At 66.6% G+C, this 13,356-nt stretch carries 10 protein-coding genes; 3 read left to right on the forward strand and 7 right to left on the reverse strand.

Annotated features, from left to right (window positions below; translation table 11 throughout):
* Window positions 1-279 precede the first annotated feature (279 nt).
* The 6 genes from B5E42_RS06630 to B5E42_RS06655 form a co-directional block, all read right to left on the reverse strand.
* Window positions 280-1,770 carry an acetaldehyde dehydrogenase (acetylating) gene (locus tag B5E42_RS06630; RefSeq protein WP_204244387.1) on the reverse strand — a complete coding sequence of 497 codons (1,491 nt, stop codon included), beginning with the start codon at window positions 1,768-1,770 and terminating at the stop codon, window positions 280-282.
* A 286-nt stretch (window positions 1,771-2,056) separates the two neighbouring features.
* Complete coding sequence (eutL, locus tag B5E42_RS06635) at window positions 2,057-2,710, reverse strand: ethanolamine utilization microcompartment protein EutL (protein WP_087237902.1); 654 nt, start codon at window positions 2,708-2,710, stop codon at window positions 2,057-2,059.
* 128 nt (window positions 2,711-2,838) lie between these two features.
* On the reverse strand, window positions 2,839-3,723 hold the full coding sequence (gene eutC / locus B5E42_RS06640) for an ethanolamine ammonia-lyase subunit EutC (RefSeq protein ID WP_087237905.1): 885 nt from the start codon (window positions 3,721-3,723) through the stop codon (window positions 2,839-2,841).
* Between the two features lie 195 nt (window positions 3,724-3,918).
* Window positions 3,919-5,283, reverse strand: coding sequence for an ethanolamine ammonia-lyase subunit EutB (locus tag B5E42_RS06645; protein WP_087237907.1), 1,365 nt, complete (start codon window positions 5,281-5,283; stop codon window positions 3,919-3,921).
* Window positions 5,284-5,319: 36 nt separating this feature from the next.
* On the reverse strand, window positions 5,320-6,783 hold the full coding sequence (locus B5E42_RS06650) for an ethanolamine ammonia-lyase reactivating factor EutA (protein ID WP_087237909.1): 1,464 nt from the start codon (window positions 6,781-6,783) through the stop codon (window positions 5,320-5,322).
* Window positions 6,783-7,874, reverse strand: a complete 1,092-nt coding sequence (locus tag B5E42_RS06655) for a 1-propanol dehydrogenase PduQ (protein WP_087237911.1) — start codon at window positions 7,872-7,874, stop codon at window positions 6,783-6,785. The genes B5E42_RS06650 and B5E42_RS06655 overlap by 1 nt, the downstream gene beginning before the upstream one ends.
* A gap of 217 nt (window positions 7,875-8,091) precedes the next feature.
* On the opposite strand from B5E42_RS06655, the gene hydA reads away from it, so the two are divergent.
* The 3 genes from hydA (at window position 8,092) to B5E42_RS06670 (ending at window position 12,472) form a co-directional block, all read left to right on the forward strand.
* Window positions 8,092-9,480, forward strand: coding sequence for a dihydropyrimidinase (gene hydA, locus B5E42_RS06660; protein ID WP_087237913.1), 1,389 nt, complete (start codon window positions 8,092-8,094; stop codon window positions 9,478-9,480).
* Window positions 9,481-9,660: 180 nt separating this feature from the next.
* A complete protein-coding gene (locus B5E42_RS06665; protein WP_343214183.1) occupies window positions 9,661-10,296 on the forward strand; it encodes an HAD family hydrolase in 636 nt (211 codons plus the stop codon).
* Between the two features lie 574 nt (window positions 10,297-10,870).
* A complete protein-coding gene (locus B5E42_RS06670; RefSeq protein WP_087237917.1) occupies window positions 10,871-12,472 on the forward strand; it encodes a peptide chain release factor 3 in 1,602 nt (533 codons plus the stop codon).
* Window positions 12,473-12,715: 243 nt separating this feature from the next.
* Here B5E42_RS06670 and B5E42_RS06675 read toward each other — a convergent pair whose 3' ends face one another.
* Entirely contained in the window at window positions 12,716-13,225 is a 510-nt protein-coding gene (locus tag B5E42_RS06675; protein ID WP_087237920.1) for a TIGR04002 family protein, read from the reverse strand.
* Between the last annotated feature and the right edge of the window lie 131 nt (window positions 13,226-13,356).

A 13,356-nucleotide genomic window follows, 5' to 3' on the forward strand; every position in this document is an offset into this window, starting at 1 on the left:
GCCGGGCCTGCTTTTTGGCCGGCTGGGGCGGGTGTTCCGCGGCGTAGCTGCCGGTGCCCGCCCCCCTGTGGGCCGGGGCCGCCAGGGCGGCGGACACGGAGACGTGGGGCGCGCCCCCCGCCTCCCCCGCCGGCTGGCCGTTTCCGGCCTGGACGGGGCGGGCCTTGTCGTCCTCCATCCCCTCCGGCTCCTCCGCCGTCAGGGCGTTGGTCAGGGCCTGCACCTCCTGGAGAATGGCCTCGTGGGGGTTGAGCAGCACGCCGTCGGCGTTGACCTCGCTCATACGCTCAGCCTCCTCGCAATCCGGCTCACCAGTTCATCCAGCAGGCGCTCGTCCACCACGTGGGCGGCGCCCGCCCCGGCAGAGCGGGGCGCGGCGACCCCGGCGCGCCCACCGCTTCTCAGTTCCTCCAGCTCCCGCACGCCCCAGGCCACCCGCTTGATGTTGATGAGATCCAGTGGGCCGATGTTGTTGGAGCTGGACGAGCCGCCCACCGCACCGCACCCCAGGGTGAGGGCGGGGAACAGGCAGGTGGTGGCCCCGATGCCCCCCAGGGAGGCGGGGGTGTTCACCAGCACCCGGCTGGCAGGGACGGCGGCGGCGAAGCGTTTGGCCACCTCCTGATCCTCGGTGTGGATGGCGAAGGTGTGGCCCGCCCCCTCCCACTCCAGGATCTCCACACACCGGCGGAGCACCGCCTCCTCGTCGTCCTCCACGTAGTAGGCCAGGATCAGACCCAGCTTCTCGTTGGAGTAGGGGTAGCCCTTCCCCACGCCGGTCTCTCTCGCCACCAGCACCCGGGCCGTGGGGGGCACCCGGGTGAGGCCCGCCAGCCTGGCCACCGTCTCCACGCTCTTGCCCACGATGGCCGGGTTCATGGTGCCGTTGGGGCGCAGGATGAACCTGGACAGCTGCCGGTGCTCCCCGTCGTCCAGGACATAGGCCCCCTGGGCGCGGAGCTCCGCCGTGACGGCACCCTCCATGGCCCGCTCCACCACGATGGACTGCTCGCTGGCGCAGATGGTGCCGTTGTCAAAGGTCTTGGAGTCCAGAATGCGGCGCACCGCCTGGCGCACATCCGCCGTGCGGTGGATATAGGCCGGGCCGTTGCCCGCTCCCACGCCGATGGCCGGGGTGCCGGAGGAGTAGGCCGCCTTCACCATGGCCCCGCCGCCGGTGGCCAGAATCAGCCGGGTGTGGTCGTGGCGCATGAGGGTGTTGGTGGCCTCCAGGGTGGGGGTGGTGATACAGGAGATGCTCCCCGCCGGGGCCCCGGCGCTCTCCGCCGCCCGGCGCACCACGTTCACCGTCTCCAAAATGCAGTTCACCGCGCTGGGGTGGGGGGAGAAGATGATGGGGTTGCCCGCCTTCATGCAGATCATGGACTTGTAGATCACCGTGGAGGTGGGGTTGGTGGAGGGCACCAGCCCCGCCACGATCCCCACCGGCACGCCGATGTCGATGACCCGCTTTTCCGGGTTCTCCGCCAGAATCCCGTGGGTTTTCTCGTCCTTGATGGCGTCGTAGAGGGTGAGGGCGGCGAAACGGTTTTTCAGCTCCTTGTCCGCCTTTCTGCCAAACCCCGTCTCCTCCACCGCCATGTCGGCCAGCCGCCTGGCGTGCTCCGCCGCCGCGGCGGAGATGGCCGCCGTTATTTTGTCCAGCTGCCCCTGGCTCATGCACGCCAGGATTCCCTGGGCCTTTCTGGCCTGCTGGAGCAGCTCTCTCGTCTCCTGAATGGATTGCAGATCCTTGTCCAAATGGTTCACCTCGCCTTGTTTGGCGGCGGGGGCAAGCCCCCGCCGCAGCCTGTAGAAAAAGCCTAAAGGCTTTTTCTACAGGCTGCCGGACTTTTTGAACTTTCCAAAAAGGTTCAAAAAGCCGTTTGATCCAACGCGAAAGACAACCCTGACGGTTTTCTTTCACACTATCTTTCCCTCCGAATCTTCCCCCAGGAGGGTTCTTCAACGGCTGTGGCGGGGGCAAGCCCCCGCCCTACATCTATTTTCCGCAGAACCTGTTTTCGTAGGGCGGGAGCTTGCTCCCGCCGCCCCGTCAGATTTCGCGGGGCCGGGCCGCCACTGCCTTCACAGCCTCGGCGAACGCCGCGCAGGCGGCGTTGCACGCGCTCTGGGTGCCGGTGAGCAGGCCGCCGCCGAAGTTGGTCTCGCTGGGGGGCTCAAAGAGGGCGGCCAGTTCCACGTCGGAGGCCTTCAGTGCCTCGTCCAGGCCCACCACCGCCTCCAGGGGCGGGGCGATCAGGTAGGCCAGGGCCTCCCCCTCCCGCACATGTGCCGTCTTGGACAGGTAGGTGCCCGTGCGGGAGACGGTGTGTGCGAAATAGATAATGGAGTCGTCCTCGTTGGCGGAGCGGAAGCCCACCCCGCTGTCCATGAACTCCGCGCAGGCCCGCAGGCCGGACTGCACCTCCGCCGGGTTGGGCCCGGCCAGGATGCCGATCACCTCGCCGGCCAGCTTGGTGGAGGCGTTGGCCGCCCCGGCATAGAGGGAGCGGCCGTACACCACCTCCACGGCGGCGGCCTTGGTGGCCTCGTCCAGGGCGCAGTAGGTCACGTCGTCGCTGTCGGCGGTGATGATGCCGATGGAGCGGTACTGGGGCGGCAGGCCCAGCTTCTTCGCCAGCGTCTCGCTGACGTTGGCGATGGTGTGGGTGGCCAGCACCTTGGCGGGGATCAGATCGCCTGTCATACAATCACCTCTTTGTGAATGGATAATGGATAATTGAGAATTGATAATTGGCGGTTATATAGCCGGTTCCGTCTCCTATGCCGCAGTCACGTGCGGAGAATTATCAATTATCCATTGTCAATTTTCAATTATTTCAGATCAATTCCACTTGCCTTTCTTTCCAGCATGGTGTGAATCAACTCCGCAATGTGGGCGCCCGCCTCCACGGCGGTGGTGCCCCCCTTGTGGATGTTGGAGACCACGGTGCGCTTGGACTCGGGTATGCCGATGTGGGGCTTGTAGGTCAGGTAGGCGGACATGGACTCCGCGGTCACCAGGCCGGGCCGCTCCCCCACCAGCATGCACACCACCTCCGCGCCGGTGAGCTCCCCGATGTGGTCGGAGGCCCCCACCCGGCAGTATTTCACAAACAGCACCGGCCCGGCCTCCAGGCCGTAGGTTTTCAATCCCGCCTGGATGGCCTGGAGGCAGTCGGCGGCGTTGGCCTCGATGGCGGCGGAGGACAGGCCGTCCCCCACCACCAGGGCCACCTTGGGGCTCTGGCCCAGGGTCTTTTTGATGATGGCCTGGTTGGCCTCGTCGAAGCGGCGGCCCCTGTCTGGCCGGGTCAGGTACTCGTCCTTGTTCTGGCACAGGGTCTGGACGGGGACAAAGCCGTGTTTCTCCACAAAGCCGTCGTCCACGTGGGAAAATACCGAGTCCTGGGCCGCCGCGTGGTCGGCCCGCATCCGCAGCATGGAGATGGTCTTGTACCGGGCCCCCGCCCGCCCCAGGCCCAGCCGGGCCGGGGTGCGCAGCTTGAGATCCCGGAAGGCGTCGCCGTTTTTCGGGTGCTCCACCAGGTACTGCCGCCGGAGATCGGTCTCGGTGATGTCCTCCAGGCAGCCGGCCGGATCCACATCCGCCGCCGGGGCGGTGGATGCTGCCGGGGCGGTTTTCCCGCCCCCGGCCGGCTGGCCTGCCAGCTCCAGCACCATGCGCTCCACCAGGGAGCGCAGCTCTTGTTCGTTCATATCGTCACCTCTATCGTATCGGCAGGCGAACACAGTTCGCCCCTTCGGAATGAGCGCGGGCAGCGGGGGCAAGCCCCGCCCTGCGGGGTGTGCGTAGGACGCGCCCCACACAGGGGATGTGGACGGGCGGCGCGTCAGGGATGCCGCGCCCTACAAAATATGGGGTGTAGGGGCGGATATCATCCGCCCGCGCTTTCACGCCAGCAGCACCGACGCGTCCCCCGCCAGCTCGGTGAGCCTGCCGTTCTCCACAAAGCCCATCTTCTCCAGCCACGCCTGGAAGGGCGGGATGGCGGTGAGGCCGAAGAGCTCCCGCAGGGCGGCGGTCTCGTGAAAGCCGGTGGTCTGGTAGTTGAGCATCACGTCGTCGCCGTGGGGGATGCCCATGAAGTAGTTGCACCCCGCGGCGGTGAGGAGGACGGCCAGATCCTCGATGTCGTTCTGGTCGGCCTTCATGTGGTTGGTGTAGCAGGCGTCGCACCCCATGGGGATGCCGGTGAGCTTGCCCATGAAATGATCCTCCAGGCCCGCCCGGATCACCTGCTTGGAGTTGTACAGGTATTCCGGCCCGATGAAGCCCACCACCGTGTTCACCAGGAAGGGCGCAAACCGCTTGGCAAAGCCGTAGCACCGGGCCTCCATCACCACCTGGTCGGCCCCGTGGTGGGCCTCGGAGGACAGCTCGGAGCCCTGGCCGGTCTCGAAGTACATGACGTTGGGGCCGGTGGCGTTCCCCTCCCGCAGGGCCAGCTGCCGGGCCTCCTCGATCAGCTTGCCGTCCAGGCCGAAGGCCTCGTTGCCCTTCTGGGAGCCGGCGATGGACTGGAAGATCAGGTCGCAGGGGGCCCCCTTGTACACCGCCTCCATCTGGGTGGTCACGTGGGCCAGCACGCAGATCTGGGTGGGGATGTCCCACCGGCTCTTGATCTCCTGGAACCGATCCAGCACCCGTCGGACGCTCTCCACGCTGTCGTCCACCGGGTTCAGGCCCAGCACCGCGTCCCCCGCCCCGAAGGTGAGCCCCTCCAGCAGGGAGGCCATGATGCCGTCCGGATCGTCGGTGGGGTGGTTGGGCTGGAGGCGGCAGGACAGGGTGCCCGGCAGGCCGATGGTGGTGTTGCAGTGGGCGGTGACCCGGATCTTTTTGGCCGCGTAGATCAGATCCAGGTTGCTCATCAGCTTGGCCGCGGCGGCGATCATCTCCGCCGTCAGGCCACGGCTCACCCGCCGGATGGCGTCGCCGCCGTTCTTCTCGTCCAGCAGCCACTCCCGCAGCTCCGCCACCGTCCAGCCCTTGATCTCGTCGTAGATCTTCTCGTTCACGTCGTCCTGGATGATGCGGGTGACCTCGTCCTCCTCATAGGGGACGGCGGGGTGGTTGCGGAGATCCGCCAGGGTCAGGTTTGCCACCACCACCTTGGCCGCCACCCGCTCCTCGGCGTTCTCGGCGGCGATGCCCGCCAGCCGGTCGCCCGACTTCTCCTCGTTGGCTTTGGCCAGGGCGTCCTTCACGGACTTGAATTCGTAGACGTGCCCCAGCAGCTTGGTCTTGAGTATCATGTGATCGCTCCTTAACGGCGGGGGCAAGCCCCCGCCCTACGATTTCTGAAACGCCAGCGTCTTGATGACCACCGGCAGAACCGCCCCGTTTGCCACGGGCGCGCCGATGTCCAGGTAGTCGCCGGAGTCCACCCCCACCCCGTCCAGGCACAACAGGGGCCCGTCCATCAGGGGGGCCAGGGCCTGCCCCAGCACCTTGGCCTGGTCGGCTTCCACCGCCACGATGGGGACAAATCCCGCCTCTCGCAGGGGGGCGAGCCCGTCGGCCACCCCCCGGGCCAGGGCCTGGATGCGGGAATAGGTGGGGTTATCCTCCCCCCGGAGGGCCAGCACCAGCTGGCTCAGGCCCCCCTCGTCGGCAAACCACCCCAGCTTGTCCCGGATGGATTGCGCCAGGGCGGCGGCGTCCCCCTTCTCCTCCGCTGCCGTCAGCTTGAGGATGGGCAGGTTCTTCAGGGGGAAGGTCATGTCCCGGTAGAAGATGGTGGAGCCGGACAGGTCGGTGGCGTGGCTCCCCGCCCCCACCACCGTGGCCCGGATGGTCTCCGCCCCCCGGAACCGCCCCGCCTGTTGAAAGGCCGGGGAGGCGGCGATGGCCCGCCCCAGCAGTACGCCGATGTCGCCGTAGGCCCTCCAGTCCGCCGGCGGGTTGTCAATGCAGTCGGCCACCCCGCCGGAGAAGGACACCACCGGCACGGCCCGGGGCTCCCACCGGGTGCCCTGGGTGAGGAAGGCATCCATCTTCTCCCGCCCCGGCCGCAGGCCCGCCGCCTGCTCCAGGGCCTCCACCATGGTGCGAAGCACCGGGGCCAAAGATTCCGGCGTGGGGCTATCCCCCACGGCTGGAATCCGGTATGGGGCGGCGGGGGCAAGCCCCCGCCCTGCGTGCTCCAGGTGTCCGGCGGCCCGGGTGATGACCGGCGACACGTAGGTGATTTTCCCGCTGTCCCGCTCCAGCTTGAGCAGGCGCCCGCCCACGTCCAGGCAGCCGGTCTGCACCAACTCCCCGTGAGACCAGAGGGACAGGTTGGCGGTGCCGCCGCCGATATCAAAGTGTAAAATATCTGTGTGATGCTCCTTGGAGTATTCGTCCGCACCCGCACCCCGGGCGGCCAGGATGGACTCCAGGTCGGGCCCGGCGGTGGCCACCACGAAGTCCCCGGCGAAGGCCGACAGGGCGGAGAGCACCTCTCTGGCGTTCTCCTTCCGGGCGGTCTCGCCGGTGATGATCACCGCGCCGGTGGCGATCTCCCCCTTGGCAAAACCGGATTTCCGGTACTCCTCCTCCACGATGGCTTTCACCCCCTGGGCGTCGATCACCACGTCCGACAGCAGGGGGGTGAAGTGGATGGCAGAGCGGTAGAGCACCTCCCGCCGGTTGATGGCCACCCTGGGCACCGAGAAGGGGTTGGCCCGGTTCTCCAGCGTCAGCCGGGAGATCACTAACTGGGTGGTGCTTGTTCCTATGTCGATACCGACAGAAAGCAGGGTCTCCGCCATCACGCCAGCTCCTTCAACAGGGCCTTCACGTCCTCCGCCGGGGCGCTCCGGGGGTTGGTGGGGATGCAGAGATCCCCCAGGGCGGCGGCGGTCAGCTCGTCCAGGGCGGCGTGGAGCTGTCTGGTCTCCACCCCGCAGGCCGCCAGCCGGTCGGGCAGCTTCAGCTGGGCGCGCAGCCGGTTCCACCCGGCGGCCAGAGCCCGGGGATTGGGGGCCAGGCCGCACAGCCGGGCCAGCTGGCCATATTTGACGGCCGCCTCTTTTCCGGCGGCGTTGAAGTGGAGCACGTGGGGAAAGATCAGGGCGTTGAGCCGGCCGTGGGGCACGTGAAATTTTCCGCCCAACGCATGGGCCAGGCTGTGGCACAGGCCCAGCCCGGCGGCGTTGAAGGCCATGCCCGCCAGGTTGGAGGCCAGGAGCATCTGCCGCCTGGCCCGGCTCTCGCCCTTGCTCTCCCAGGCGGGGCGGAGGTTTTCCCAGGCCAGGGTAAAGGCCTTCTCCGCCAAAGCGTCGGAGTAGGGGGAGGCCCCCTTGGCCACGTAGGCCTCGGCGGCGTGGGTGAGCACGTCCATCCCCGTGTCCGCCGTCACCGCCGGCGGCACCCCCGCCAGCAGGGCGGGATCCAGAATGGCCTGGTCGGGAAGCAGCTTGTCGTCCACCAGGGGGTACTTGATCCCCCGCACCGGGTCGGTAAGCACGGCGAAGGAGGTGACCTCCGACCCGGTGCCCGCCGTGGTGGGCACCGCCGCGAAGGTGATCTCCCCCGGGGCCCCCAGCTTTTTGCCAAAGAGCAGCATGGCCTTGGCGCAGTCCATGGGGGAGCCGCCGCCGAAGGCCACCACCGTCCGGGGCTTGAAGTCCGCCAGGGCCCGGGCCCCTTTCGCCACCAGGTCGATGGGTGGGTCGGGCACCACCTGGTCGAAGATCTCCACCGTGCGGCCCTTCAGATGGGCCAGCACCTTGTCCAGCAGGCCGGACTTGGCCAGAAAGCCGTCGGTGATCACCAGCACCCGCTCCCCCGGCAGTTCCTCCAGGGCGGCCAGGGCGCCGGTGCCGAAGGTGATCATGGGCTTGACTGCAAATTGTTCCATGGGCGCCTCCCCTGTTTCTTCCTTGCTGGGGTTAGTATGGCGGCCTTGGGAGAAGTTATGCGGCCGGGCACGGTGTTTTTCCACAAATCCGGGCCCTTCTTTTGGGCACAATCTCCCCTTTACAAGGGCGGGCGGTTGGCGTATGATGGAGATGAAAAAAAGTTTGCCTCAAACACTTTTTATTTGAGGCAGACCAAAACAGACAAGGAGGGGGCCTATGCGCACCATCATCCAGAACGGCACCGTGGTCACCGAGTCCGCCGTCTTTGCCGCCGACGTGCTTGTGGAAAACGGCGTGATCCAGGCGGTGGGGAAAAACCTGGACGCCCGGGGCGCCCAGGTGATCGACGCCGCCGGGAAATACGTCCTGCCCGGCGGGGTGGACGTACACACCCACATGGATCTCCAGGCCGGGGCCCACCGGGCGGTGGACGACTTCTACACCGGCACCGTGGCCGCCGCCTGCGGCGGCACCACCACCATTGTGGATCACATGGCCTTCGGGCCCAAGGGCTGCTCCCTGTGGCACCAGGTGGAGGAGTACCACCGGCTGGCCGACGGCAAGGCGGTGATCGACTACGGCTTCCACGGGGTGCTCCAGCACGTGAACGGTCAGATCCTCCGGGAGATGGGGGAGCTCGCCGACCGGGAGGGCATCACCAGCTTCAAGGCCTATCTGACCTATGACGACCGGCTGGACGACAGCGCCCTGTTCCAGGTGCTCCGGCAGGCCAGGGAGGACGGCCTGGTGATCCCCGCCCACTGCGAGAACGACGGGGTGGTGAACTTCCTGCGGGGCTGGTACAAGTCCCAGGGCCTGACGGCCCCCATCTACCACGCCAGGAGCCGCCCCGCCGGGTGCGAGGCGGAGGCGGTGAGCCGCCTGCTCCACCTGGCCGCCCTGGCCGGGGAGGCGCCGGTGTACGTGGTGCACCTGTCCAGCGCCGCCGCTCTGGCGGAGGTGCGCAAGGCCCGGGCCGCCGGTCAGCGGCACTTCGGGGTGGAGACCTGCACCCAGTACCTCACCCTCACCGAGGATGCCTACGCCGACCCCCAGGAGGGCTTGAAGGCCATTATGTCCCCGCCCCTGCGCACCGGGGCGGACTGCGAGGCCCTGTGGGGCGGGCTGGCCGACGGCTCCATCGACGCGGTAGCCACCGACCACTGCCCCTTCCGCTTCGCCGTGGAGAAGCAGTACGGCGTTGGCGACTTCACCGCCTGCCCCAACGGGGCCCCCGGCGTGGAGGAGCGGCTGCCGGTACTCTACTCGGAGGGGGTGGCAAAGGGCCGCATCACCCTGCCCCAGCTGGTGCGCCTGGCCTGCACCGGGCCCAGCCTGCTCTACGGCCTCTACCCCCAAAAGGGCACCCTTCAGCCCGGCGCCGACGCCGACGTGGTGATCCTGGATCCCAACGGGACGCGCACCCTCACCCAGACCGAGCTCCACTCGGCGGCGGACTACACCTGCTACGAGGGCATGGAGCTGGCGGGGCGCATCGACCTGGTGCTCTCCCGGGGCGAGGTGATCGTACAGGACAACCAGTTCCTGGGCCGAAAGGGCGCGGGCCGGTACCTGAAACGGGGCCGCAGCTGCCTGGCGGAATAGCGGCGGCCGGCTCTGAAAAATCTGTGCCGATGCGGCAGTTTTCTCCACAAAAACCCCGGCGGGAGGCTTGAAAACCCCCGCCGGGGTATGATATAGTATCATGGTATTCTGATGAGCGCCCCATCCTGGCGGATGTGGTTCTTTTTATGATGGGAGGAATCTGCCCTGTTTGACGGACTGCTGTTTGATCTGGACGGAACGCTGTGGGACGGCGTGGACGCCATCTGCGTCTCCTGGAATCAGGCGCTGGAGCGCCTGGCGCCCCAATATGCCGGCACTGTCACCAGGGAGCGGCTCCAGCCCTGCATGGGCATGCTGCTGCCCGACATCCTCAACCGCCTGGTGCCCGAGCTGGATCAGGAGAAGATGCAGCCCGTCCTGGATCAGATCCTGGCGGAGGAAAACCGCTATGTGGCTGAATACGGCGGCATTCTCTTCCCCGGGGAGGAGGAGGTGCTGGCCTCTCTGTCCGGCCGGTACCGGCTCTTTATCGTCAGCAACTGCCAGGACGGGTATATTGAGGCCTTTTTCCAGGCCCACGGCCTGGGGAAGTACTTTGCCGACTTCGAGAACCCCGGCCGCACCGGCCTGCCCAAGGCGGACAACATCGCCCTGGTGGTGGAGCGCAACGGCCTGAAGCGGCCCCTGTACATCGGGGACACCCAGGGGGATTACAACGCGGCGGCCAAATCCGGGGTGCCCTTCCTCCACGCCGCCTACGGCTTCGGGCAGATTGACCGCCCGGTGCCCCGGGCGGAAACCTTCCGGGACATCCCCGCCGCCGTGGCCGCCCTGGAAGCCGAAGACCCCACGTAGAACGCGCCGCCCCAAACCGCGAACCATTTGCTTCCGCATAAACGCGAAAGTTCATCCCCTCCGCCGGACTTCGGCGAGGGCCCAAGCTACCGTGACTGCCTTGATATTTCGGCGGCATAGCACCGATGGCGGCCCGGCGGGCGCACCCGGTACAGCGCAGCGGCCATCAAGGCTTGCCGGGTAATCCCGATGCGTGCCGCCCGGGGCGCGGCAGCGCCTGTAGCGAAGCCACCGGGAAAACGGGCGGCAATGCCGGCCCGGTTCCTGCCCTGTCTGTACAGCCCACCGCCGCCATGAACCCCCGTTTTTGGGGGGCTGGGGGTGAAACCCCCGCCCCTTCTTTCCCCCCATTTCTTCGGGAAGAAATGGGGGCGCCCGCCGCGCAGGCGCGCCCCCGGGGGAGCCCCCGGTAATCGAACGGCGCGTCAAGGATGCCGCGCCCTACGGCTTCGGCTGAGGCCCCATTGGGCGGGCGGATGATATCCGCCCCTACGGGCCTTGCCGGTGAGATAACCGCACCGGCCGCGACATCCCATCAGAAAGCCAAGGACAGAATACAAGGAGGAATTTTACCTTGTCATTATACGAAAAAGAGATTAACCGCCGGCGGACGTTCGCCATCATCAGCCACCCCGACGCCGGCAAGACCACCCTGACGGAGAAGTTCCTGCTCTACGGCGGGGCCATCGCCCAGGCCGGCCAGGTGAAGGGCAAGAAGAACACCCGGGCGGCCACCTCCGACTGGATGGAGATCGAGAAGCAGCGCGGCATCTCGGTGACCAGCTCGGTGATGCAGTTCCAGTACGAGGGCTTCTGCATCAATATTCTGGACACCCCCGGCCACCAGGACTTCTCGGAGGACACCTACCGCACCCTCATGGCCGCCGACAGCGCGGTGATGGTCATCGACGCGGCCAAGGGCGTGGAGGCCCAGACCCGCAAGCTGTTCAAGGTGTGCGCCATGCGGGACATCCCCATCTTCACCTTCATCAACAAGATGGATCGGGAGGCCCGGGACTCCTTCGAGCTGCTGGAGGAGCTGGAGAAGGAGCTGGGCATCGAGACCTACCCGGTGAACTGGCCCATCGGCTGCGGCAAGGAGTTCCAGGGTGTGTACGACCGGGGCTCCAAAAAGATCATCCATTTCACCTCCAACGGGGGCGCCAAGGCGGCCACCGCCACCGAGGTGGAGCTGGGCGACCCCAACCTGGACGGCCTGATCGGGGAGCGGCTGCACCGGCAGCTCACCGACGAGATCGAGCTGCTGGACGGCGCCGCCGCCGAGTTCGATCTGGATCGGGTGCGCCACGGCAAGCTGTCCCCGGTGTTCTTCGGCTCCGCCCTCACCAACTTCGGCGTGGAGCCTTTCCTGGAGCACTTCCTGCGCATGACCACGCCCCCCCTGCCCCGGAAGGCCGGGGATCTGGTCATCGACTCCATGGACGACGACTTCTCCGGCTTTGTGTTCAAGATCCAGGCCAACATGAACAAGGCCCACCGGGATCGGATCGCCTTCCTGCGCATCGTCTCCGGCCGGTTTGACGCGGATAAGGAGGTCTACCACGTCCAGGGCGGCAAGAAAATCCGCCTGTCCCGGCCCCAGCAGCTCATGGCGGCCGAGCGGGAGATCATCGAGGAGGCCTACGCCGGCGACATCATCGGCGTGTTCGACCCGGGCATCTTCTCCATCGGCGACACCCTGTGCGCCCCGGGCAAGAAGTTCCGGTTCGACCCCATCCCCACATTCGCCCCCGAGCACTTCAAGCGGGTGCGCTCTCTGGACACCATGAAGCGCAAGCAGTTTTTGAAGGGCATGGAGCAGATCGCCCAGGAGGGCGCCATCCAGATCTTCAAGACCCCCTACACCGGCATGGAGGAGGTCATCGTGGGCGTGGTGGGCACCCTCCAGTTCGACGTGCTGGAGTACCGGCTGAAAAACGAGTACAACGTGGAGCTCTACATGGAGGGCCTGCCCTACGAGTACCTGCGGTGGATCACCACCGACGACGGGGAGCCCGTCAAGGAGGAGGATCTGATCCTGGGCACCGACGTGAAGCTGGTGGAGGACTACAAGGGCAACCAGCTGCTGCTCTTCGGCTCCCAGTGGGCCGTGGGCTGGACGCAGGAGCGCAACCTCAACCTCACCTTCCACGAGTTCGGCGGCACCCAGTTCTGATGCAAAAATCCCCGGACGGCTGTGCCGTCCGGGGATTCAGCCTGTCGAAAAAGTCTTTTCGACAGGCTGCTGAACTTTTTGAAACTTCAAAAAAGTTTCAAAAAGTTGTTTGATCCAACGCGAAAGGGAACCCTGACGGTTCCCTTTCACACTATCCTTCCCTCCGAATCCTTCGGTGGAAGGGTTTATCGTCAGCCTCAAATCCCCGGACGGCTGTGCCGTCCGGGGATTTTCTTTCCTGCCTTACGCGGCGGAGAAGCGGGCCTTCAGGCCGGAGCGCTCCAGCGCCAGGCCCAGCACCACAAAGAGCACGCCGCTGCCGATGCCCTGCACCAGGGTACCCAGGAACTGGGGCCAGAAGGCGTGGACGCTGCCCATCAGCAGGCAGGCCGCCAGACCGTACGCCGCCGGGGAGAGCAGGCAGGTACCCGCCGCCGCGGCCAGGTTCCGGGGGCAGAGCAGCCGGGGGGATCTGCTGGTGAAGAGCAGGGCCACCACGGCCTTGATCACCAGGGTGGGCACCACCCACATGGGGGCGGTGAGCAGATCCGCCAGCCCGGCTCCCACCATGGCCGCCCCCACGGCATAGGGGGCGGGCAGCAGGCAGGCCGCCAGGTAGATCAGCGCGTCTCCCACGTGGATGTAGCCGCCGGTGGGGATGGGTATGTGGAGCAGGTAGGCGGTCATCACCGCGATGGCCGCCGCGAACAGGGCGGACATGATCAGCAGGTGGAGTCTTTGGGACTGTTTCATGACAGGGGCCTCCCTTTTCTCTGGTTTATGCCTCCATCCTAGCCCCAAACTGACCTTTTGAAAATATTCAGTTTTAATCAATATAACAAGGTCAGTTTCAGCGAACACACACCCCGGACGGCAAAGCCGTC

Source organism: Flavonifractor sp. An10, from assembly GCF_002161215.1.
In the GTDB taxonomy this organism is placed as follows: domain Bacteria; phylum Bacillota; class Clostridia; order Oscillospirales; family Oscillospiraceae; genus Flavonifractor; species Flavonifractor avistercoris.